A 24171-nucleotide genomic window follows, 5' to 3' on the forward strand; every position below is an offset into this window, starting at 1 on the left:
CACCGTCGCGGGACCTTACGCGGCATGGATGCCGCGTAAGAGCCTACAGGGACGTACTTGCGGCGTGTCCTGCGATGGTGGGCGGGCAAGGGCCCTGCAACCAAGCGGCAGATCATCCGCTCTGCAACTGATCCGCCTGCACCGTTCCATCAACCCAATGCAACCGGTCCCCCAGTCTTGAAGCAGCTGGCAGTACATCGCGAGCAAACAGGTAACGGCCGTGCCCGCCCGCGGTGGGCATGCAATGTGGCGCTTGCTCTGACGAGCACACATGGCGAGCACAGATGGATTTGCAGCCCACCCAAGTCGCGTGCACCGTGACAGCGCTTGCGGTGGAACCCGACGCGCTCTAGCCTGCGTCGGACTTCACCGCAAGGACCATCTGTGAATCCTCGTTTGTTGTGGCTGGCACTGGCCGTGGCCACCGGCACCCTGTCACTGTCGGCCTGCCGTCAGGACGCGGCAGCACCCGCCAAGCCTACTGCCACCAAAACTGCGCCGGAGGAAAGCGCCGACCAATTCGTCGCACGCATCAGCGCCGAGTACAAGGCCGCGTATCCGGAACTCACCGCCGCGCAGTGGTTGTCTTCGACCTATATCAACGGCGATTCGCAGCTGCTGGCCGCCAAAGCCAACGAGCGCTCGCTGACACAACTGGACCGCTGGATCGCACAATCCAAGCAGTATGCAGGCACCCCGATGTCGGCCGACAGCGCGCGTGCATTGCAACTGCTGAAATTGATGAGCGCCCTGCCCGCCCCACGCGACCCGGCCAAGCTGGCAGAGCTCACCCGGATCGCCGCCAAGATGGAAGGCGATTATGGTGCGGCCAGTTATTGCGTGGGCGATGGCGAACAACGCCGCTGCCGCCAGCTTGGCGAGCTGGAACACGTGCTGGCCAGTAGCCGCGATTACGCCGAACAGCTGGATGCCTGGCAGGGCTGGCATGGCACCGCAATCCCGATGCGCAAGGACTACCAGCGGTTTGTCGAGCTCGCCAACGAGGGCGCGCGCGGGTTGGGCTTTGCCGATGTCGGCGTGCTGTGGCGCAGTGGTTACGACATGCCGCCAGCGCAACTGGCCAGCGAAACCGACCGTCTCTGGGAGCAGGTCAAGCCGCTGTACGCACAACTGCAGTGCTATGCGCGCGGCAAGCTCGATACGCAATACGGCAAGGACAGGGGCGAACTCGCCGGTGGCATGTTGCCCGCGCATCTGATGGGCAATATGTGGCAGCAGGACTGGAGCAATCTGTGGGACCTGCTGCAGCCGTACCCGGGTGCGGGCGATCTGGACATCACCGCGGCGCTGGAAAAACAATACCAGGGCAACCTGAGTGCGGTGCTGGCACGCAATACCGGCACAGACGGCGGCAGCGGCGCCCGCTTCCAGGCCGAGCGCGAAGCGCAGCTGCGTACCGCAAAACAGATGACCGAGCGTGCGCAGGATTTCTACACCTCGCTCGGCATGCCCAAGCTTCCCGACACCTATTGGCAGCGTTCGCAGTTCATCAAACCGCTGGACCGCGACGTGGTCTGCCACGCCAGCGCGTGGGACATGAACATGGGCGGCGAAGCGACGCAGAACATCGGTGCGGACGTGCGCACCAAGATGTGCATCAAGCCGACCGAAGAGGATTTCACCACCATCTATCACGAGCTTGGGCACATCTATTACGACCTGGCTTACAACCCGCTGCCGCCCCTGTTTCAGAACGGTGCCAACGATGGCTTCCACGAAGCGATCGGCGACACCATCGTGCTGGCGATGACGCCCAAGTATCTACAGTCGATCGGCATGGTGGGCGAACAGCAAACCAGCCGCGAGGCGCTGATCAATTCCCAGATGCGCATGGCGCTGAGCAAGGTCGCCTTTCTGCCGTTCGGCCTGATGATCGACCGCTGGCGCTGGGGCGTGTTCGACGGGTCGATCCCCCCCGAGCATTACAACCAGGCCTGGTGGGAACTGAAAGCCAGGTACCAGGGCGTGGCACCGGCGAGCCCACGCGGCGAAGAGTTCTTCGATGCCGGCGCCAAGTACCATGTGCCCGGCAACACGCCGTACACCCGGTATTTTCTCGCGCACATCCTGCAGTTCCAGTTCTACAAGGGCCTGTGCGAAGCCGCCGGCCATCAGGGCCCCTTGTACGAGTGCAGTTTCTACGGCAACAAGGACGCCGGGCAGAAGTTCTGGTCGATGCTGCAACGTGGTTCCAGCCAACCCTGGCAGACCACGCTGAAGGAACTCACCGGCAACGACCGCCTGGATGCCGGCCCGATGCTGGACTACTTCGCACCGATGAGCGAGTGGCTGAAGCAACAGAACCAGGGGAAATTGTGCGGCTGGCAGGCAAGCGCACCCGCGGCCACCAGCACTACGCCTGTGCCTGCCGCAACGCACTGACGCACGCGCTTCTCGCGGCATGCGGCGGCCGTCACCCTGGCCGCCGCATAACGTTGATTTGATAAACGCATAAAACGCCGGCGATATACTGCGCGCCCGCTGCACCGGCGCAGCATGCAGGACGCATCCAATGAACAACGCCTCCACCGGCCCGGACCCGCGCGACGTAGACCGCGACAAGCAGTTCATCGACGACGCAAACGACCGCGCATTCGACCCGATCTACAGCAGCAAGCGCAGCGACTACGCGCTGGAAGTGGGTGGCAGCAACATCGAGCTCAGCCCCGAAGATCAGACGGTCAAGTATTCCCATACCAGCCAGCACAGCAGCGGCAGTCCGACGCAGCCGCTGGGCGAGAACAGCCTGCGCAGCAGCCGCTCGCTCGGCCTGGGCAAGCTCAGCGACGCCGAGGCGAAGACCACCACCTTCAACCTCGAGGCCGATGCCAACACCGGCCAGCAGCAACGCCTGCAGACCAGGCTCGGCGACAGCAAACTGAGCATCGAGGCCAGCACCAGTGCCGGGCAGCGCATGCGGTACGCCCTGACGCTGCCCGGTGCCGACCAGCCTGCAGAGGCGGCCACCCGCGTCAATCCGCTGCAGCCGGAAAGCCTGCCGATCGGCGCGCGCGCGGTGATGGACGCTCAGACCTACACTCAGCGCGACGCCTCGGCGAGTCTGCAACACCTCACCATGCAGAGCGAGATCACCGAAGCCAGCGGCCGCAGCTACCTGATCGAGCGGGTGGACGAGCGCCACGTGCGTGTGGTGACCGGGCCCAACGCAGCCATCGAGGCGGTGAACGCCGTTGGCCTGAAGGCGGGACCGGCGCAGGCCCTGCTCGGGCGCGCCGACGCCCTGGGCCAGTCGCGTGTAGAAAGCGCGCAGTTCGACCTGGCCGATCCGCGTGCGCGCGCAGCCATGGGCGCGTTCATGCGCGAGGGCAAGATGGCACCGGGCGTGCCCGGCGTCGATGAACTGCAGACGCTGGAGCGGGTCGACTTCAGCTCGCAGCAGCGTCTGCAGCTGGAATTGGGCCCGCTCAGCGCCGATGTGGCCGGCAACCGCAACCAGGGCAGCCAGGTGCGCATCAGCACACCGGGCCAGGACGGCTACACCGTGGTGCAGCAGCTGCAATACGGCGACAATGTGCCGCTGACGATCGTGCGCCAGTACGACGGCAACGACACCGAACGCGTGCAGGAACGCAGCTACCGCTTCGAGATCGATGGCGATGTTGCCGCGCCGGGGCTGCTGCAACGCCTGAGCGGGCGCAACGAGGCCAGCGAGGAAAAGGCGATTGCACAGAATCTCAACAGCGCGCTGAGCGGCGACATGGCGGGCACCGGTGCGATCGTGCCAGGGCAGAAGACCACGCTGGCCTTCAGCGAGGCGCAGATGCAGGCGCTGCTGCAGCAGACCCAGGCCGGGGTGGAAGCCGGCAGGATCGGCGGCAGCGCGCTGACGGCGCTGGTCGGCGACCGCAACGCCGCGCCGCAGTCACCCGAACGCTTCGCGATCGCGATGGCCCGCAATGTGGGCGGCGAGCCGTATGCATTCGTCGAGCGGCTGCAGCGCATCGCCGACGGCGCCGATGGAACATACGACGGCCAGTTGCAGCGCATCGATGCCGAGGTACTTCCGCGCCAGGCGGGTACGGCAAGCGCGGCTTCGGACCTGCGCAATCCGGCCAGTCCGGACCATGCGCTGCTGAGCCAATGCACCGCAGCCGTGGAACAACTGGAAGCCGCGCGCGGCCGCGTACCCGATGCGGACAGCGAGCGCCTGGCAGCCGGCGCGCTGGTGGCCGCACGCGAGCACGGGCTGCAGCGTGTCGATCACGTGGTGCTCGGCCGCGACCCGGCGCAGGGCTTCGTGGTCCAGGGAGCGCTGGATTCGCCGGCGCACCTGCGCGGACCCTTCGATGCCCGGGCCGCGCAGCAGACGCCGGTGGACAACAGCCTGCAGCGCGCGCAGGCACTGGGTGCCCAGCAGGAGCGCAACGCCGCCGCGCAGGAACAGGCGCAGCAGCAGGACGTCCAGCGACAGGCGCCGGCGCGCTGATCCAGCGCAGCATTGGCCAATGCTGCGATGAGCGCTGGCGCACTTCGGTCTCCAACACCGCCCATCGACGTTGAATGGGCAGTGTCCGAGCCGGCGTCGCTGACACCGCGGCGTGTACGCCTCAGTTGGTACGCGCGGGCACCAGCTTCTGCGCGAACTCGATCCGGAACGCCTCGAAATCCCTGCCGTCGGCGGCCGCCTCGGCATGCGCCGCGTCCTTGAGTGCGTCCGAATAGGTCAGCCGTACCGGCGTGCCCTGGAGTTCGTGCAGCTCGGCCGCGCGCATGATCAGGGCCAGCACCTGGGCGGCACTGGTGCTCTCGCCGGCGATGCGGCCGTCCATGCCCAGCACCCATTCGCCGTCGCGGCGGACGATGCCGGCCAGCAGCGTGCGCTGCTGGTCGCGCAGTTCGGCATGCGGCTCGATCGGCGAGACCGGCGCGGGATTGGCGGCGGCCTGGTTGCGCTGGCGCTCGGCGGCGCGCTTGCGGGCATCGCGGCGCAGCTTGGAATCGGTGGACATGCAGGCTCCTGTGAGGTCAGAGATGGTCGGCCGGCTCCAGAGGCACTGCCTCTTCGGCCTGGCGGCGGCGCAGACGGCGGCCGCTGCGGCGTTCCCAACGCCAGAATAGCCAGCCCAGCAGGAAAAAACCGGTCATGCCGATCGCCAGATGGCGCGGGTGTTCACTCAGCAGCGGCGACAGCACCCCGGCCACCAGCGTATTGGTCATCAGCTGGGTGAAGGCCTGCAGCGAGGAGGCCAGGCCGCGCTGATGCGGATACATGTCCAGTACGGCCAGCGCCAGGATCGGGAAGATCAGCGCCATGCCCAAGCCGGCCAGGAAGATCGGCAGCACCGCCCAGGGCAGGGCGATCTGCGCCGCCGTCATGGTGTAGCCCAGATTCGCCAGCGCCGCCACGCCGCAGCAGATGAAGCCGATGCGGATCTGCCGCACCGGCTCCATGCTGCCGGCCATGCGCCCGGACAGGAACGAGCCCAGGGTCATGCCGCCGATGGTGGGAATGAACAGCCAGGCGAAGTCGCCCTCGCCCAGGTGCAGGTGGCGCATGATCAGCACCGGCGCCGAGGCGATGTACAGGAAGATGCCGGCGAAGTTGAACGCACCGGCCGCGGCCAGCCGCTGGAAACGCGGGTTGAAGCCGATCCGCACGTAGTCGTGCATCAGGCGGCGCAGCTGCAGCGGCGTGCGCGCCTCCGGCGGATGGGTCTCCGGCAGCCAGGTCAGCGTAGCGATCAGCAACACCAGCCCGAATGCCACCAGAAACCAGAAGATCAGCGGCCAGCCGGCACCGCTGAGCAGGATCCAGCCGCCGATGATCGGCGCGATCGCCGGGGCGATGCCGAAGATCATCGACACCTGGCTCATCAGCCGTTGCGCGTCCGCGCCGTGGAACAGGTCGCGGATCACCGCCCGCCCGACGATCATGCCCACCCCGGCCGACAGGCCCTGCAATGCGCGGAACGCCAGCAGGGTGGACAGATCCTGCGACAGCGCGCAGCCCACCGAGCCGACGATGAACAGCACCAGCCCGCCCAGGATCACCCGCTTGCGGCCCCAGGCATCGGACAACGGGCCGTGCGCGATGCTCATCAGCCCGTAGGCGAGCAGATAGACGCTGATGGTCTGCTGGATCGCCACCTCGTCCACCGCCAGGCTGCGGCTGAGCCGCGAGAACGCCGGGAAGATGGTGTCGATGGAAAACGGGCCGAACATCGCCAACCCGGCGAGCAGCAGCGCCATGCGACGGGTGGAAGGCGTGGTGGGGGGCATGCAGGGATCCGAAACGTGGTGCATCGGGGGGACGCACGCCGGCGCTGGCCTGGGGGCAGCGTCGGGATGAGCACAGGGGCGTCGATGATAGGCGCTCGCCGTTGCAAGGTTAAGCAACCCCGGTGACTGCGCCCGCCTGCCACCGCTCCTGGGGCCCCCCGCAGGCTATAATCGGCCGGCAACATGGTGGGAGAAGCGGCACTGCCGCTGCCGAAGGCGCAACAGCCCGTAATCGCTCAGGCCCGATACCATCCGCAGTACAACTCTGGAGAGACCGGCCGATGCCGGCGCCGAAGGGGCACGGAACGCAGGCAGGCCCCAGCGCCATGCCGCGTTCTTAAACTCTCAGGCAAAAGGACAGAGGGGCGCGAGGAAGACTGTCGCTGCGACAGGAGGTGATGCGCTGCGCGCGTCACGCCGGTCCGGTGGCGGTCGACCATTCGTCTGCCCTCTGCCCCGGATGCCCGCCATGTCCCAGACCACGTCCTGCTTGCGCGACCTCGAACATCACAGCGCGTTCGTCGAACGCCATATCGGCCCCAATGACGCAGAAATCGCACAGATGCTGGAGGTGGTCGGTCACGCCTCGCTGGATGCGATGACCGATGCGATCGTGCCCGGCAACATCAAGTCGCCAGCGGCGCTGGCGCTGCCGGAGGCGATCACCGAAGAAGAGGCGCTGGCCAAGATCCGCGCCATCGCCAGCAGGAACCAGGTGCAGCGCAGCTTTATCGGCCAGGGCTATTACGGGACCCATACGCCGAAGGTGATCCTGCGCAATATCCTGGAAAACCCGGCCTGGTACACCGCCTACACCCCCTACCAGGCGGAAATCTCGCAGGGCCGGATGGAAGCGCTGATCAACTTCCAGACCCTGTGCGCCGACCTCACCGGCATGCAGATCGCCAATGCCTCGCTGCTGGATGAGGCCACTGCCGCGGCCGAAGCGATGACGCTGGCCAAGCGCTCGGCCAAGTCGAAGTCGGACACCTTCTTCGTGCACGACGCGGTGCACCCGCAGACGCTGGAACTGCTGCGCACCCGCGCCGAGCCGCTGGGCATCGTGCTGCGCGTCGGCACGCCGGAAGAAGCCTTGCAGGCCGAGTGCTTCGGCGTGCTGCTGCAGTATCCGGACAGCTTCGGGCACATCGGCGATCACGCCGCGCTGGCCGATGCCGTGCACGCGCGCGGCGGCCTGGTCGCGGTGGCCACCGACCTGCTGGCACTGACCCTGATCGCCGCGCCCGGCGAATGGGGCGCCGATATCGTGGTCGGCAACTCGCAGCGCTTTGGCGTGCCGTTCGGCTTCGGTGGCCCGCATGCGGCCTTCATGGCCTGCCGCGATGCCTACAAGCGCTCGATGCCGGGCCGGTTGATCGGCGTGTCGATCGATGCCGCCGGCAACCCGGCGTACCGCCTCACCTTGCAGACGCGCGAACAACACATCCGCCGCGAGAAGGCCACCTCCAACATCTGCACCGCGCAGGTGCTACTGGCGGTGATGGCCTCGATGTACGCGGTCTACCACGGCCCCGAGGGCCTGACCCGCATCGCACGCCGCACGCATCGCCTTGCTGCGATCCTGGCCGCCGCCCTGCGCGGTGCCGGCGTCACTGTGGGGGAGCATTTCTTCGACACCCTGCATGTCAAGGCGATCGATGCCGACGCCATCCACGCCAAGGCCCGCGCGGCCGGCATCAACCTGCGCGCGATCGACAGCGAAGCGGTCGGCATCAGCCTGGATGAAACCAGCACGCGTGCCGATGTGGTCGCACTGGCCGCGCTGTTCGGTGCGCAGGCAGACGTGGACGCGCTCGATGCGGCCACTGCCGACGCGTTGCCGCACGGCCTGCTGCGCAGCAGCGCGTTCCTGACCCACCCGGTATTCAACACCCACCACAGCGAGCACGAACTGCTGCGCTACATGCGCTCGCTGGCCGACAAGGACCTGGCGATGGATCGCACCATGATCCCGCTGGGCAGCTGCACGATGAAGCTCAACGCCACCGCCGAAATGATCCCGGTGACCTGGCCCGAGTTCGGCGCGATCCACCCGCTGGCCCCGGCCGAGCAGTCGGCCGGTTACGCGCAGCTGATCGAGGAACTGGAAGCGATGCTGGTCGAATGCACCGGCTACGATGCGGTGAGCCTGCAGCCCAACTCCGGCGCGCAGGGCGAGTACGCCGGCCTGCTGGCGATCCGCGCCTATCACCGCGCGCGTGGTGAAGCGCATCGCGACATCTGCCTGATTCCCGAATCCGCCCACGGCACCAACCCGGCCTCGGCGCAGATGTGCGGCATGACCGTGGTCGTGACCAAATGCGATGCCAACGGCAATGTCGACGTCGACGACATCCGCGCCAAGGCGGAAAAGTACTCCGAGCGTCTGGCCGCGTTGATGATCACCTACCCGTCCACCCACGGCGTGTTCGAAGAGGATGTGGTGGCGATCTGCGAAGCCGTGCACGCGCATGGCGGCCAGGTCTACACCGACGGCGCCAACATGAATGCCCTGGTCGGCGTGGCCAAGCCCGGCAAGTGGGGCTCGGACGTGTCGCACTTGAACCTGCACAAGACCTTCTGCATTCCGCATGGCGGCGGCGGCCCGGGTGTGGGCCCGTGTGCGGTGAAGTCGCATCTGGCGCCATACCTGCCTCGTGCCGGCATCCATGCCGGCGAAGGTCAAACTGCCACCATCCATGACGGCGGACTCAACTCCGAAAGCGGGAGTGGACACTCCTCGCGCATCGGCGGCATGGTCAGCGCGGCGGCCTACGGCTCGGCCTCGATCCTGCCGATCAGCTGGATGTACGTGACCATGATGGGCAGTGGCGGTCTGCGCAAGGCGACCCAGGTGGCGTTGCTCAATGCCAACTACATCGCCAAGCGCCTCAGCTCTCATTACAAGACGCTGTACACCGGCCGTAACGGCTTGGTGGCGCACGAGTGCATCCTCGACGTCCGTCCGCTGGAAAAGGCCAGCGGCATCGGCGCCGAAGACATCGCCAAGCGCCTGATCGACTTCGGCTTCCACGCGCCGACGCTGAGCTTCCCGGTCGCCGGCACCTTGATGGTGGAGCCGACCGAAAGCGAATCGCAGCACGAACTGGACCGCTTCATCGACGCGATGATCCAGATCCGCGAAGAAATCCGCGCCATCGAAGACGGCCGCCTGGACCGCGACGACAACCCGCTCAAGCACGCCCCGCATACCGCCACCCAGGTGTCGGCCAGCGAGTGGACCCATGCCTACCCGCGCGAACTGGCCGCCTTCCCGCTGCCGGGCCTCAAGCAGCAGAAGTACTGGCCGCCGGTGGCGCGCGTGGACAACGTCTACGGCGACAAGAACGTGATGTGCGCCTGCATCCCGGTAGACGCGTACAAGGACGACGTGGAGGCGTAAGCGCCACCACCAGGTAAAAAAGCGAAACCCAGCCGGTCACACGGCTGGGTTTTTTGTTGCCGTGCCGGGAGGGGCCGGCGCTTCTGCCAACATAGGTTTTGCGTTTGTCACAGCCGGGGCGATGGGCGGCGCTTCATGGGCAGCGGTGAAAAATTGCCCTCCGGCGCGTGCTGCGCTCATCGCAGCATCGCACTCGACCAGGCGATAGCGATGCCATCTGCGCCTCGCCGGTGGATGCATCGACAGTTCCGGCAGGACAACTGCGCCGGAAGCTGCACATGCGCCGCAGGAAGCGATACCCGCTCACTCCCCAGCGATGCGTGTACCCGGCCATCGCATGCGGGTGCCTGCCAACCACACGTTTTCCTGCCCTACACGTGCGAAAGAGATGATGACCGACGTCCTCACGCACATGGCAGACCTGCGCATGCTTCAACTGAAACACATCGGCATCCTCCTGCTGGCGGCTTGCACGCTGACCGCCTGCGCGCCACGCCGCCCTGGCGAGGTGCCGGCACTGGTGCATGCGGCCGATGCGCAGGCCGAGGTGGTGCAGACCGATGCCGGTGCAATCCGCGGTGTTGCCGGCGCGCAGGGGCGGGTGTTTTTGGGCGTGCCGTTCGCCGCGCCGCCGGTGGGCGCTTTGCGCTTTCGCGCGCCGCAGGCGGCGCCAGCCTGGACGGGAGTCCGCGCTGCCACCCAGGCCGGGCCGGCGTGCCTGCCGCGTTATCGCTTCGGGCAGAAGCAGGTCTCCGAGGATTGCCTCACCCTCAACGTCTATGCGCCGCCCGGCCCCGCGCCGGCGCATCCGCGCGCAGTGATGGTGTGGATCTACGGTGGCGCGCTGGAGCTGGGCAGCAATGTCGACTACGACCTGAGTGCGTTGGCGGCACGGCAGAACGTCATCGTGGTGGCGCCCAATTATCGGCTGGGGGTGTTCGGTTTCTTTGCGCATCCGGCGCTGCGCGGCGAAGGCGAAGGCGCGTATGCCTTGCAGGATCAGCAGGCTGCGTTGCGCTGGGTCAGGCGCAATATCGCCGCCTTCGGTGGCGATGCGCACAACGTCACCGTGTTCGGCGAATCGGCCGGTGCCTGGAGCATCTGCTATCAACTCGCCTCCCCGGGCGCGGCCGGTCTGTTCCAACGCGCAATCCTGCAAAGCGGCAGTTGCCTGGCCAGCGATTCCAGCCTGCCGCGCGCCGAGGCCGAGCGCGGCGGTGCGCGCATGGCGCAGACGCTTGGCTGCGAGCGCGCAAGCGATGTTGCCGCATGCCTGCGCGCACTGCCTGCCGACACCGTGGCCGACGCCAAACCGCAGCGACGTGGTTTGACCGGCAGCGACGCGTGGGCGCCGATGTCCGGCGGCGAGGTCTTGCCGTTGCCGCCCGCCGAGGTGATCGGCAACCTGCAACATGCGCAGGTACCGGTGCTGATCGGCACCAACCGCAACGAAGGGCGGCTGTTTGCGCAGTTGCTGTCCTACATCGGCAAGCTCAACCTGCGCAGCGGCTATGAGGCGCGCCTCAAGCGCATGCATGCCGACCCCACAGGGATCTTGGCGCGCTACGCGGACGTTGCCGCGCAATCGCGCTGGGATGCATTCGCCGACATCGTCACCGATGGCGGATTCGCCTGCCCGACACGTCGACTGGGCCAGGCCTTGCGTACCCACGCGCCGGTGTATGCGTACGAATTCGACGACCCGCAGGCGCCATACGGCCTGTTGCGCCTGCCGCTCTCGCATCCGTTGGGCGCGTATCACGCATCCGAGCTGGTGTACCTGTTTCAGCGCCCGTGGGTGCTCAGTGGCAAACCGACGTTCACTCCGGCGCAGCAGGCCTTCGCCGACACGCTGCAGGATTACTGGGGCGCATTTGCCCGCACCGGCGACCCCAATGGGGCTGGCCGTCCGCAGTGGCCGCGCTTCGATGGCGACGCTCCGTTGACGCTGTCGCCCGGCAGGATCGGCGCAACGCCCGACTTCGCGCAGCGGCATCGCTGCGCGTTCTGGGATGCACAGGCAACGCTAACGCTGCCGCACGCGGCAGCAACGCCGGCACAGTCACCCTCGCATTGATCGCATCGTCCAGGAGCCACCCATGTCCGTCCCCACCTCATCCCCCTGCCCCACGGTACGCCTGCGCAACGGGCGCAGCGTGCCGGCACTCGGGCTCGGCTCGTGGAATCTGGGCCAGGGGCGACACGCGCCGCAGCAGGAGATCGAGGCGCTGCAGACAGGCCAGCAATTGGGCATGCGCTTGATCGACACTGCCGAGATGTATGGCAATGGCCGGTCCGAGCAACTGATCGGCCAGGCCATGGATGACGTGCAGCGGCCTTATCTGGTATCGAAGGTCCTGCCGAGCAATGCCAGCGCGCGCGGCATCGCGCGTGCCTGCGAGGCCAGCCTGCAGCGGCTTGGCGTGCGCACACTGGATCTGTATCTGTTGCACTGGCGCGGCGGCAGCGATCTGCGCGAAGTGGTCGATGCCTTCGAGGCCCTGCGCGATGCCGGCAAGATCCGCGACTGGGGCGTGTCGAACTTCGATGTGGACGATCTGCAGGACCTGTGGCGCATCGATGGCGGGCAACACTGCCTGGTCAATCAGGTGCTGTATCACGCCGGTAGCCGTGGCATCGAGTTCGACCTGCTGCCATGGTGCGCGCAGCACCAGGTGACGGTGATGGCGTACTCGCCGCTGGGCAGCCGCGCATTGCTGGATCATCCGGTGCTGCACGCGATCGGCGAGCGACGCGGCGTGGCCGCCACTGCCGTGGCACTGGCGTGGGCGATCCGCAGCGGCCAGGTCATTGCCATTCCCGAATCGGGAACGCCTGCGCACGTGCGCGCGAATGCAGCGGCGTGCACGCTGCAACTGGAGGCGCAGGACCTTGCCGAACTGGACCGTGCGTTTCCGCCCCCGACCCGCAAGCAGCCGCTGGATCTACTGTAGTCAGCCGGCAACGGTTGCGTTCGCTGCTTGAGATGCAGACCTTGCGTCAGTGCATTGCGTGACAGACGCATCAGGCAGCCGCGACCCAGCGCAAGTTTCTGGCGGTATGTGAGTATTCGTTCGCATGCAGACACGCGTACTTAACAGCGCCACTCCCAGGCTCGGCGGACCAGCCCGCATTTTCAAGCCCGCCAGAGTGGAGTCCCATGCCCAAGTCCCCCAGCAAGTCCGCGCAACTTCCGTCCACCGCTGCCGCCAGCGCAACTCCCGACACGTTGCGCGGTGCGGGCGATGAACTGCATCAGAAGGCCGGCGGCACGCATCCGCAGCTGACCACCAACCAGGGCATTCCGGTTGGCGACAACCAGAATTCGCTGCGCGCCACGCCGCGCGGGCCGACGCTGCTGGAAGACTTCATCCTGCGCGAGAAGATCACCCACTTCGATCACGAGCGCATCCCCGAGCGCATCGTGCATGCGCGCGGAAGCGCGGCGCATGGCTATTTCGAGCTGACCAAGTCCTTGAGCCAGTACACCACCGCCAAGATCTTCACCGAAGTCGGCGAAAAGACCCCGCTGTTCACGCGCTTTTCCACCGTCGCCGGTGGCGCCGGCTCGGTGGACACGCCGCGCGACGTGCGCGGGTTTGCGGTGAAGTTCTACACCAAGGAAGGCAACTGGGATCTGGTGGGCAACAACATCCCGGTGTTCTTCATCCAGGACGCGATGAAGTTCCCCGACCTGATCCACGCGGTGAAGATGGAACCGGACCGCGGTTTCCCGCAGGCCGCCAGTGCGCACGACACCTTCTGGGATTTCATCTCGCTGAGCCCCGAATCGATGCACATGATCATGTGGGCGATGAGCGACCGCACCATTCCGCGCTCGCTGCGCATGATCGAAGGCTTCGGCATTCACAGCTTCCGTTTCCTCAATGGAAATGGCGACAGCACCTTCGTTAAGTTCCATTGGCGCCCCAAGCTCGGCCTGCAGTCCACGATCTGGGACGAGGCAGTGAAGATCGCCGGCGCCGATCAGGACTTCCATCGCCGCGATCTGTTCGAATCGATCCAAAGCGGCGACTTCCCCGAGTGGGAACTGGGCGTGCAGCTGTTCACCGAAGCGCAAGCCGATGCATTCCCGTTCGACCACCTGGATTCGACCAAGGTCATTCCCGAAGAACTGGTGCCGTTGCAGATCGTCGGCCGCATGGTGCTGGACCGCTGGCCGGACAACTTCTTTGCAGAGACCGAACAGGTGGCGTATTGCCCCGCCAACATCGTGCCGGGTATCGACTTCAGCAACGATCCGCTGCTGCAGGGCCGCCTGTTCTCGTATCTGGATACGCAGCTGAGCCGCCTGGGTGGACCGAACTTCCACCAGATCCCGGTCAATGCGCCCAAGTGCCCGTTCGCCAACAATCAGCGCGACGGCCATATGCAGATGGGCGTGCCCAAGGGCCGTGTCGCGTACGAGCCCAGCTCGCTGCAGGCCGATGCACCGCGTGAGGCGCTGCCTGGATTCCCCAGCCACGCAACACCGGCCGAAGATGGTGCCAAGGGCCGCGTGCGCGCAGAAAGCTTTGCCGATCACTATAGCCAGGCACGCATGTTCTTCCGCAGCCAGACCGCACCGGAACAGGCGCATATGGCATCGGCGCTGGTGTTCGAGTTGTCCAAGGTGGAAACCGCGCACGTGCGCGAAGCCATCGTCGGCCACCTGCGTCACATCGACCCGACGCTGGCGCAGCGCGTGGCCGATGGAATGGGCATGACCACGTTGCCGCCTGCACCGCCGGCTGCGGTCGCGCCGACCGATATGCCGCTGTCGCCAGCCTTGCAGCTGATCGGCAAGATGAAGGACACCTTGCAGGGCCGCACGGTCGGCATCCTGATTCACGACGGCTCCGATGCAGCGACGATCAAGGCCGTGCGCAAGGCCGCCGAAGCTGCCGGCGCCGCGGTCAAGATCGTGGCGCCGAAGCTGGGCGGCGCCAAGCTCAGCGACGGCAAGCAACTGGCCGCCGATGGTCAGCTGGCCGGCACACCGTCGGTGGTGTTCGATGCGGTGGCGGTGGTGTTGTCGTCCGAGGCAGCCAAGGCGCTGACACGCGAATCGGCAGCGCTGGACTTCGTCAGCAATGCGTGGGCGCATCTGAAGGCGATCGCCTACGACGACGGCGCACAGCTGCTGCTCAAGGCAGGGAATGTCGGCAAGGACGCAGGCGTGATCGCGGCGGCAGATACCAACGCATTCATCACTGCCGCCAAGACCCGCCAGTGGGCACGCGAACCGAAGGTGCGCATGCTGGCGTAATCGCATCCGCATGGATTGCACAGGCCTGGGCGCGAACGACTTCTATGTCGTTCGCGCCCAAGTCGTTTATGCAGGCAGCACTTCATCGTCGATAGTGCAGCCAACGCATCCTCTGCGATGGCCAGCTTTCAACCCTTCTTTTAGCCGCACCTGATAAACGACGCTGCGATTTGGAATCCCGGCTGTCTTTACGTTGTTGCGCGGTCATGTCTTTGGGGTGTCGGTGCGCGGCTGGGTCGGTAGCAGAGCGGCGGGCTGCGACTCGGCTGGGAAGGCCCTTGCCGGGCCACCATCGCGGGACACGCCGCAAGTACGTCCGTGTAGGCTCTGGCGCGGCATCCATGCCGCTAAAGGTCCCGCGACGGTGAGCGGGCAAGGACCCGTCGAGAGGGTCGGTGCGCATGGTTGCAAGCAGGAACATGCGGTGCGCTGGGCGGATCACTCTGGGTCCAGGCAGCTTCTTAGAGCCTTCCCAATGCAAGCGGAGGCGCCAACAGGCTTTCAACACGCGACCTACCAACTTCTCTTCTGCCCAGGCTGAGCAACAAGCTTTCAAGAAAGCAGCCGACCAACTGTCTGGTGCGGTGCCCTCGCCGCTTGCGGGACCGTGTGGCGGCATGGATGCCGCCACCGAGCCTCCACGGACCGATTCACGGCGTGTCCCGCAAGCGGTGAGGGCGCCGCACACTCGACGACTAGACTTTTGACTGCATCTACCAGACGGGGATGCAACCCGGAATCCCGATGGATTCACCCAGTTCCCCGCAAGCACCGTGCTCGGCTAACTCAGCAGCTGAGCAGCCGTCTTGTCGGATGCGCTAAGCCGGTTCGACAGGAAACTGTGCCGCGTTCGCCAGCGCGCGGTATTCGCGTGGCGTCATGCCGGCCGCCAGCTTGAATTGCCGCGCAAAGGCGCTTTGATCGCTGAAACCGCAGGCATGCCCGATTTCGGTGAGGCTCTTGTTTCCGTGCAGCAGATGCATCGCCATCTGCAAACGCAGCTTGGCCAGCACCTGCTGCGGGGTCAGTTGGAACACCTTGCGGAACGAGCGTTGCAGCTTGGACATCGAAAAACCGGTGATCTCCACCAACGCCTGCATGCGCACGTTCTGCGCGTAATTGGCGTTGAGGTACGCCAGCGCGAGCCGCAATTTTTCGTACTGCGATTCGTGCCCGTCCTGCGGCCCCAGATCGCGCGAGATGCCGATGATGCCCTGCACCTTGCCGTCGACCAGCAGCGGACGTTTGCAGGTCAGGCACCAGCCCGGTTCGCGGTTGGCGAACAGATGCAGTTCCAGCAGGTTGTCGATCACTTCACCGGCCAGCACCTGCTCGTCCTGATTGGCGTAGTTGGTGCCCAGTCCGCTGGGATAGACCTCGGCAACGCGCTTGCCGATCAGTTCCTTGCGCGATTTCAGGCCCAGGCGCCGCAGCATGGTCTGGTTGACGTGGGTATAGCGGCCCTCGCGATCCTTGACGAAGAACAGCACGTCCGGCACCGCATCGAACAACGCTTCCAGATCGGCAGGATCGATGCTCTTCATGGAGGTCATGCAGGACTGGACTCGGGATCAGGAAAGACGCAGCTGGCGATGACACGCGCCACCGAGGCAGGCCGCAGCGCATGCAGCGCCATGATACGCCGCGCGTACCAGACGCCGGCGCACCGCGCTCAGCGCGGGGTGTCGGCCGCGTTGGACGCGGCCGGCGCAGCCTTGCTGTCCACCGCCGCTGCGGTGGGATTGCCGATGCGATCCAATGGCACCTGTTGCGCGCGCCACCCACTGACCACCGCCGCACCGGACTGCGAGCCGACCTGCACCTGCAGGCGCGCACTGCCACCGGGGGCGATGAACTCGATGGCGCAATCGCCGGCGGCCATGCAGCTGTCGGCGGCGAGCGGATCCACCAGCTGCCAGCCCTGCTCCATCACCGCATGCGCAAACGCGCGGTAGCCCATGCCGGCCTTCAGCGCTGCCGGCAGCGGCACCTCCGGATCGCTGGTCACCGCATCGGTGCCGACGGCGGCAGGCGCAGACACGGGCGCACGCGCGGGCACGACCGTGGGCCGCGATGCGGCATTCAGGGCAGGACTACAGACTAGGGCGAGCGCCCACAGTGAAGGGCGGAACAACGTGCGCATGCGGACGGCCTTGCGATCCTGGCAGGAGACTGGTGATGTTAAAGAATCGCTATTTTGACATGGCTTGGGTGCGCTGCGGCACTGCTGGCTCATGCTGACATTCAGCCAGATACGGTGCACCAGGCCATCTCGGCCTGCTGCAAGCGGACTCATCCTGTCAGGCTCGACGTGGCACCTGCGGACATCGCCTGACGGGCGAGGCGCGGCTGCGCATGCGTCGGGTTGTGCACCTGACTAACCCCCCTTGATGGCCGGCACGGCGCGGAGCCGCCATCTCCGCAAGCACATTGCATCATTGCGGTTTGATCGTGGAGTACCCGATGCTCGACACCACCTCTCCAGCCTATGCGGTCGGCCAGCTCTGGCGCTGCCGTGGGCGTACCGCGTCGGAGACGCCGCTGCTGCTGATCAACCAGATCGATGTGCATCCCCACGGCGGCCAGATCCTGCACGTGCGTATCAGCGACATCCAGGTACGTCACGCAGGATTGCCCGATGGGATTGTGGATGCGCTGCCGCACATCCCGGTGATCGCGCAGACCCTGGAGCGCAGCGCTGCCGAACACGTCGGCACTGCCGCGCCCAATCAGGATTACCTGCCGGGCTACGCGGAATGGAAGGCCGCGTTCGACGCCGGCAATGCCGGCGCGTTCGGCATCGCGGTGGCGGAGATCCTGCAGATCGTCGAAGGCCAGTTGGCCAAACGCGATCAGTTGCCGAACTGAGCAAACCGAACGAACGCCTTACAACCCGCATTGAAGGCTGAGTCCTAACGCGTCATCGCCGCACCAACCGGCACGCCGCTCCGGGCGGCGTGCCGGTCGCGACCTCACTGGCCGATATGCTGCTTCAGCCAGCTGTTGACGGTGTCGTGCCACAGCACGCTGTTGTCCGGCTTGAGCACCCAGTGGTTCTCGTCCGGGAAGTACAGGAACTTGGAGTCGATGCCCTTGCGCTGCAGCGCGGTGAACGCGGCCAGGCCCTGTTCGACCGGGATGCGGAAATCCTGCTGGCCGTGGATGACCAGCATCGGCACCTTCCACTTGTCAACGTGCAGCACCGGGTTGAACTTCTCGTAGCCGGCCGGGTTCTGCCAGGGCGTGCCGCCGTTTTCCCATTCACTGAACCACAGTTCCTCGGTGGCGTAGCCCATGGTGCGGTTGTCGAACACGCCGTCGTGGTCGACCAGGCACTTCCATGGCTGATTCCAGTTGCCCGCCATCCAATAGACCATGTAGCCGCCATAGCTGGCGCCCAGCGCGCAGGCCTTGTCGCCGTTGAGGAAGCCGTACTGCTTCTGCGCGGCGGTCCAGCCCTTCTGCAGATCTTCCAGCGGGCGGTCGCCCCAATGCTGGCTGATCGCGTCGGTGAATTCCTGGCCGTAGCCGGTGGAGCCATGGAAGTCGATCATCACCACCGCGTAGCCCTGCCCGGCATAGGTCTGCGGATTCCAGCGGTTGCTCCAGCCGTTGCCGAAGCTGCCCTGCGGCCCGCCGTGGATCAGGAATGCCACCGGGTAGGTCTTGCCTTGCTGGTAGTTGTACGGCTTGACCACATAGCCGTGCACGGTGTCGTTGTTCCAGCCCTTGAACTGGAACTGCTCGTAGTCGCCGAACTGCACCTCCGGCAGCAACTCGCCGGCGCTCTGGGTGATCGCACGCAGGCCCTGGCCCTGCACATCGCTGACAAAGACCTGGTCGCCGCTCTTGAGCGAGTTGCGGGTGAACGCCAGCGTGTTGCCGGCCAGGGCCGGCGCATGCACGCTGCCCTCGCCCACCAGCTTGGTCGCCTGGCCGCTGGCGATGTCGATCTTGAACAACGGATGCTCGCCGAGGTCGTCGGCGCTGGTGTAGAGGCTGGCGCCATCGGCGCTCAAGACGATCTCACCGGCCGAGCGGTCCCACCTGGGGGCGATCTCGCGGCTCTTGCCGCTGGCCACGTCCATCGCCATCAGGCCGAAGCGGTCGGCTTCGAAACCGGGGCGCTTCATCGCGCGGTAGTACAGCGTCTTGCCGTCGCTGCTGAACACCGGGCCGGCATCCCAGGCCGGGTTGGCCGCCGTCAGATTGACTGGCGCGGCCTTGCCGGCCGCATCCAGGCGGTACAGATCGAAGTTGGTCTGCCACGGCTCGTCGTTGCCGGTGGATTTGGCGCCGGCGGTTGCCTGCTTGCCGGCCTCGGGTCCGTGCGGCTGCGGCACGCGCACGCTGGCGACCACACTGCCGCCGTCGGGCGACCAGGCGTAGTCGTCGTTGCCGCCGAACGGCTTGGAGGGCGCATCGCCGGCCAGCGTGGCGCTGATCGCCGAAGCACCGATCACGGCCTTGCCGCCGGCAGCCGGCAGGTCGGCGACGAACAAGGTATTGCGGCGGCCATCGTTCCAGGTATCCCAATGCCGCACGAACAACTGGTCGTAGACCACGCCGCTGGCCTTGGCGTCCTTGACGCTGGCGAGTTTCGTTTTGGTGCAACCCAGGTCCGAACCGCAGTCCTGGAACACGCCGGCACTGAAGGCGATGCGCTTGCCGTCGGGCGAAAGCTTGTAGCTGTCCACATCCACCGCAAACGCGGTCAATTGCTGCGGCGTGCCGCTGGCCAGCGATTGCGCGTACAGCTGCTGGGTGCCGGATTTACTGCTGAGGAAGTACACCGTCTTGCCGTCCGGCGACAGCGCCGGGCTGTTGACGTTCCAGCCTTCGGGAGTGAGCCGCCTGGGCGGCGCCGCATCGCGGGTACGCAGATTGCGCATCCACAGGCCGGTGGCCGGCTTGCCGTTGCTGCTCTTGGCCTGGCGCTTGGCGAACACCAGCACGCTGCCGTCGGGGCTGAGCGTGGGCGAAGACACCCGGTCCAGCGCAACCATGTCGCGCACATCGAATCCGCGCGCAGCGGCGAGACTTGGCAAGGCGGTCAACAGACACAGGGGCAGCACGGCGTAACGAAGCTTCATCGAGAGTTCCCGCAACGGCAAAACGTCGATGGTAGGCGTTGCTGTGGCGAGCGTGCAAAGGCTTGCGGTTGGGTCTGCCTGTATGGCTGCGTGTGGATGCCGGGCAGCTGGCAAAAGCGCGCCTCGCCACGGCGTGGGATGTCAGCTGTGCTGCATCGAGGCAACTCTTGCGGCCGCAGCGGCGTGCCATCTGCCACAGCGCTTGGTGCAACTGCACCGCAGATGCACGCGTGTAGTCGTCAAGCGCAGCGCGTGCGGCGCGGCGTGCAGGCTGAGCGGTGCCGGTCACCTGGCACCGCTCAGCCTGCAGCATCGCTGCCACACCGCAATGCATGTCGCAGTGCCCAACCCGCTTAACGCGTCAGAAGCGGTGCGACATCCCCACATACACCTGCGCGTCCGGGGTGCGGTCGTTGAGGCCGAAGTTGGCGCCCACGTCCAGCTGCAGCAGCGGATTGAGCAGATACGCAGCGGCGATGTCGGCCGAATACTGTTCGAGGGTCTGCGCCGGGTCGCGGTTGATCGAGGACCACACTTCCACCGCCATCGACAGCTTGGCGGTGAGCGGATGCCCCAGGTTGATCGCATTGATCAGCGCGACATGCTTGCCGCTGCCATCGCTGTCGGCCAACCAATCCACCTCGGGCCCGAAGGTCAGCGAGAAACTATTGGGCAGCGCGAAGTTGATCGGCAATGCGACACCGCCTTCCCACTCGTCGTTGCCCAGGCCGGTGCGCGCGGTCGGCGCCTTGACGAACGGCAGCAACGCCACGCTGGCGGTATCGCTTTCGTAGAAACGCGCCTTCATGCGCAGAAAGATGTCGCCGCCGCCGCTCAGGCTGCTGCGTGCGCCGGTGGCGCGGTCGGTGGTCTTGACCTGCAGCTGCGGGGCCCAGTTGAGCTGCAGATCGATGCGGTCGCTGACGCCGTATTTGAGCGTGGGGTTGGTGAAGTACGAGGTTTCGACGCGGGTGGCGGGCTGGCTGTCGCGGGTGTAGCTGCCGATGTCGGTTTCCAGCTGCCAGGCGCCGGCAGGCACGGTACAGGTGGAATTGGCCTTGGTCGGGCGATCGGTACACAGCGCCGCGTCGGTGGCCTCCTGTGCCTGCGCCTGCAGCGCAAGGCTGCACAGCACCCCGGCCAGGGCGATGTTCAACAAGGGGGAGCGTTGTGTGCGGGTGGGGCGGTGGGAGATAGCGGTCGGCATTGCAGTGGTTTCCATGGCAAGACGCTGGACAGGTCGCGTGGACGCTCAGCGTTGGGGAGGGGGAATGCGCGTGGATGTCGAACGACTGCATGGCCGCCTGAGGGGCGGCGTGTTGCCTGTCGATCTTATAGGCGTCGGCAGGTCCGAAGATGCCGCCGATGACAAAAGCGACCTCAACGGCGCACCAATGTCGCATAACGTGATGTAGGTCGCTTTTCCACACCCATCGTTTCGTGGGGGGTTTACGCGCCGCAAAGACGTGCGTCGTGGCGCGTCATCGGGATCGATCAAGGCATGTGGGTAGCCGTCGTGCACCATCGTTGCGGGAGACGGCACGATACGGAGCAGCGACATAAAGTCGCTATGCACGACGCCTGTATGGGCGTAAAGCCTGCGCAAAGGCATCGCGATGGCGCAGACGCGATGGCCTGCGTGTCGCCCGCTGCCCGCGGGAGCAGCATACGCTTGATGCGTCGGCGACTTGCAGCTGTGCTCGCCGCGTTCGACATCAGGGCCGTATTCGCACGGCGCCTGCTGCGATGCACTCAGAACAACGGCAATCCGGTCGTACACACCAACAAAAAACGGACACGCATCCAGTGATGCGTGTCCGTCCAGATCCGGCATGCAGGGGTATGCCTTATCGAAGCGTTGCCCTCAGGCGGTCTGTTCGCCGCGCTTGCCGACGCGGTACAGCAGCCAGCCGACCAGGACGAGGATCGCCAGGCCGAACCATTGATTGAGCTGAAAACCTCCAGGCAATGCCAGCACATTCTTGTTATTAGTGATCACGATCGGCAGCGCAATGCCAATACCCATCAATGCCTCGCCGGTGATCAGGCCGGCGGCGAACAGCACGCCCGGGCGGTGCACGCGGTCACGGCCATCTTCGTCATCGGCGCGGATCTTGTGGAAGCGCTCCACCAGATGCGCGATCAGGCCGCCGATGAAGATCGGCACCATCAGCTCCAGCGGCAGATAGATACCGATCGCTGCCGCCAGCACCGGCACGCGGAAGCGCTTGCCGGTTATCTTCAGCCACTCATCCACAGCGATGATCACCGCACCCACACCTGCACCGATAGCGATGATGGCCCATGGCAACTGACCCCCAAACAATCCTTTTGCCACCGACGCCATCAGCATCGCCTGCGGCGCCGGCAGTGTCTTGGAGCCAATACCGTAAGCCTCAGCAAGTAAATTGAGCACGGGCGCCATGATCAGCGCGCACGAGAAAGCGCCAATAGCCAGCATCAATTGCTGCTTCCAGGGTGTCGCCCCAACCAGATAACCGGTCTTGAGATCCTGCAGATTGTCGCCGCCCACCGCCGCCGCGCAGCACACCACCGCGCCGATCATGATCGCCGCCACCGCGCCCAACGGCGCCGCGCCGATGCCCACCGGCACCAGACCGTCCTTGCCGAGCAGCAGCACCAGCACCGCCGAGGCGAACAGGATGGTGGAAATGGTGATACCGGACACCGGGTTGTTGGACGAACCGATCAAGCCGGCCAGATAGCCGGACACCGACACGAACAGAAAGCCGGCCAGAATCATGATGATGGTCATCGGGATCGATACGTGCCATTGCTGCACGATTGCCTGATACAGGCCCAGCAGCGGCAAGGTGCACAGCACCAGCGCCACCAGCATCCACTTCATCGGCAGGTCGCGTTCGGTCTCGGCGACCACACCGCCACCGCTCTTGCGCGCGGCGGCAAAGCCGCTCTTGACGCCGGACAACAGCGACTTGCGCAGCGAGAACAGCGTCCACACGCCGCCGATCAGCATCGCGCCAACACCCAGGTAACGGATCTTCTCGCCCCAGATCCCGAACGCCGCATCGGCCGCCGGCGCACCGACCAGGCTCTGCGCCAATGCCGGGTCGCTACCCATGAAGAACTGCTGGTAGAGCGGAATGGCGACATGCCAGGACAGGATCGACCCGGACAGCACCACGATGCCGACATTCAGGCCGACGATGTAGCCCACGCCCAGCAGCGCCGGCGACAGGTTGGTGCCCAGATAGCCGACCAGACGGCTGCTGCCCAGATACGTGGCCTGCGCCCAGGTGTCCGGGATCACCCGCAGGCCGCTGGCCGCACCCAGCTTGACCAGCGCGCCGATCGCAGCGGACATCGCCAGGATCTTCAGGCCCGGGCCGGGGTTTTCGCCGGCCTTGAGCACCTCGGCCGCCGCCTTGCCTTCGGGAAAGGGCAGCGGATCTTCGACGATCATCGAACGCCGCAACGGCACCGAGAACAGCACCCCGAGCAACCCGCCCATGCCGGCGATACCGAGCACCCACCAGTACTTGAAGTCCGGCCAATAGCCCATGATCACCAACGCGGGGATGGTGAAGATGACCCCGGCTGCGATCGACGAACCGGCAGAGGCACCGGTCTGGACGATGTTGTTTTCCAGAATGGTGCCGCCGCCGAGCAGGCGCAGCACGCCCATCGAGACGACCGCGGCAGGAATGGCGGTGGCGATGGTCAGACCGGCGAACAGGCCCAGATAGGCGTTGGCGGCCGAAAGTACCACCGCCAGCACGATGGCCAGCACGACGGCGCGGAAGGTGAGCTGGCGCGGCTGCGCGTCATGGCTCATGGGCAGTTCCCCTGTGGCAAAAAATCCGGACCACGCTAGCGCCTATGCGGGTTTCCGTCCAGCTGCGCCGCGGCGTGACAGTGTGCCTGCTGTGGCGGCCGGCAGTGCATTGCGCTGTGCCAACCGGGGTGACAAGCGCGCGCCAGCGGCGGCTTCGCGCATGCGGATCGCAAGCGCATGAGGTCGCACAGCGTGGAGCTGGCCGACACTACTGCGTGGCATGCACACCAGCGGCACATGGCGTCAGGGCGTGGCCATGCGGTTTCCGGCTCGTCGACCGACGGAGCGGCCATGAGCGAGGCGCGACGTGGCCGCTAGGTAACGACGA

The 24171-nt window shown here is 65.9% G+C and carries 14 protein-coding genes and 1 riboswitch; of the genes, 7 read left to right on the forward strand and 7 right to left on the reverse strand.

Features of this window, described 5'->3' with window-relative positions; all coding sequences use genetic code 11:
- Window positions 1-384: 384 nt before the first annotated feature.
- A complete protein-coding gene (locus FHT09_RS07550; protein ID WP_104604581.1) occupies window positions 385-2403 on the forward strand; it encodes a M2 family metallopeptidase in 2019 nt (672 codons plus the stop codon).
- Window positions 2404-2533: 130 nt separating this feature from the next.
- The gene (locus tag FHT09_RS07555) at window positions 2534-4468 is read left to right on the forward strand and encodes an XVIPCD domain-containing protein (RefSeq protein ID WP_104604579.1); all 1935 of its coding nucleotides are present in this window, start codon (window positions 2534-2536) and stop codon (window positions 4466-4468) included.
- Window positions 4469-4589: 121 nt separating this feature from the next.
- On the opposite strand, the gene FHT09_RS07560 is transcribed toward FHT09_RS07555, so the two are convergent.
- Window positions 4590-4991, reverse strand: coding sequence for a hypothetical protein (locus tag FHT09_RS07560; RefSeq protein ID WP_104604577.1), 402 nt, complete (start codon window positions 4989-4991; stop codon window positions 4590-4592).
- A 16-nt stretch (window positions 4992-5007) separates the two neighbouring features.
- Window positions 5008-6261: a multidrug effflux MFS transporter gene (locus FHT09_RS07565; RefSeq protein WP_104604575.1), complete on the reverse strand. Its 1254-nt coding sequence runs from the start codon at window positions 6259-6261 to the stop codon at window positions 5008-5010.
- Window positions 6262-6516: 255 nt separating this feature from the next.
- A riboswitch (glycine riboswitch) is annotated at window positions 6517-6632 on the forward strand.
- A 98-nt stretch (window positions 6633-6730) separates the two neighbouring features.
- Between FHT09_RS07565 and gcvP the strand changes: the two genes are divergently transcribed.
- The 4 genes from gcvP to FHT09_RS07585 all read left to right on the forward strand — a co-directional run bounded on the left by gcvP (window position 6731) and on the right by FHT09_RS07585 (window position 14933).
- Window positions 6731-9664 carry an aminomethyl-transferring glycine dehydrogenase gene (gene gcvP / locus FHT09_RS07570; protein ID WP_104604612.1) on the forward strand — a complete coding sequence of 978 codons (2934 nt, stop codon included), beginning with the start codon at window positions 6731-6733 and terminating at the stop codon, window positions 9662-9664.
- Window positions 9665-10091: 427 nt separating this feature from the next.
- The gene (locus FHT09_RS07575) at window positions 10092-11741 is read left to right on the forward strand and encodes a carboxylesterase family protein (RefSeq protein WP_104604610.1); all 1650 of its coding nucleotides are present in this window, start codon (window positions 10092-10094) and stop codon (window positions 11739-11741) included.
- A 22-nt stretch (window positions 11742-11763) separates the two neighbouring features.
- Complete coding sequence (locus FHT09_RS07580) at window positions 11764-12618, forward strand: aldo/keto reductase (RefSeq protein WP_104604573.1); 855 nt, start codon at window positions 11764-11766, stop codon at window positions 12616-12618.
- A 206-nt stretch (window positions 12619-12824) separates the two neighbouring features.
- Complete coding sequence (locus FHT09_RS07585) at window positions 12825-14933, forward strand: catalase (RefSeq protein ID WP_104604571.1); 2109 nt, start codon at window positions 12825-12827, stop codon at window positions 14931-14933.
- Between the two features lie 818 nt (window positions 14934-15751).
- Here the strand turns inward: FHT09_RS07585 and FHT09_RS07590 are convergent.
- Together FHT09_RS07590 and FHT09_RS07595 are read right to left on the reverse strand one after the other, a co-directional pair.
- Window positions 15752-16477 (reverse strand): AraC family transcriptional regulator, encoded by a 726-nt coding sequence (locus FHT09_RS07590; RefSeq protein WP_104604567.1) that lies wholly within the window; start codon window positions 16475-16477, stop codon window positions 15752-15754.
- 128 nt (window positions 16478-16605) lie between these two features.
- Window positions 16606-17076 (reverse strand): hypothetical protein, encoded by a 471-nt coding sequence (locus FHT09_RS07595; RefSeq protein WP_104604565.1) that lies wholly within the window; start codon window positions 17074-17076, stop codon window positions 16606-16608.
- Between the two features lie 320 nt (window positions 17077-17396).
- Between FHT09_RS07595 and FHT09_RS07600 the strand changes: the two genes are divergently transcribed.
- Window positions 17397-17801: a hypothetical protein gene (locus tag FHT09_RS07600; RefSeq protein ID WP_104604608.1), complete on the forward strand. Its 405-nt coding sequence runs from the start codon at window positions 17397-17399 to the stop codon at window positions 17799-17801.
- 104 nt (window positions 17802-17905) lie between these two features.
- Here FHT09_RS07600 and FHT09_RS07605 read toward each other — a convergent pair whose 3' ends face one another.
- The 3 genes from FHT09_RS07605 to FHT09_RS07615 form a co-directional block, all read right to left on the reverse strand.
- Window positions 17906-20026 (reverse strand): S9 family peptidase, encoded by a 2121-nt coding sequence (locus FHT09_RS07605; protein ID WP_104604563.1) that lies wholly within the window; start codon window positions 20024-20026, stop codon window positions 17906-17908.
- Between the two features lie 361 nt (window positions 20027-20387).
- Entirely contained in the window at window positions 20388-21233 is an 846-nt protein-coding gene (locus tag FHT09_RS07610; protein WP_104604606.1) for a transporter, read from the reverse strand.
- A 657-nt stretch (window positions 21234-21890) separates the two neighbouring features.
- Window positions 21891-23843 (reverse strand): oligopeptide transporter, OPT family, encoded by a 1953-nt coding sequence (locus FHT09_RS07615; protein ID WP_104604561.1) that lies wholly within the window; start codon window positions 23841-23843, stop codon window positions 21891-21893.
- Between the last annotated feature and the right edge of the window lie 328 nt (window positions 23844-24171).

Source organism: Xanthomonas sp. CFBP 8152 (assembly GCF_014199025.1).
In the GTDB taxonomy this organism is placed as follows: domain Bacteria; phylum Pseudomonadota; class Gammaproteobacteria; order Xanthomonadales; family Xanthomonadaceae; genus Xanthomonas; species Xanthomonas arboricola_B.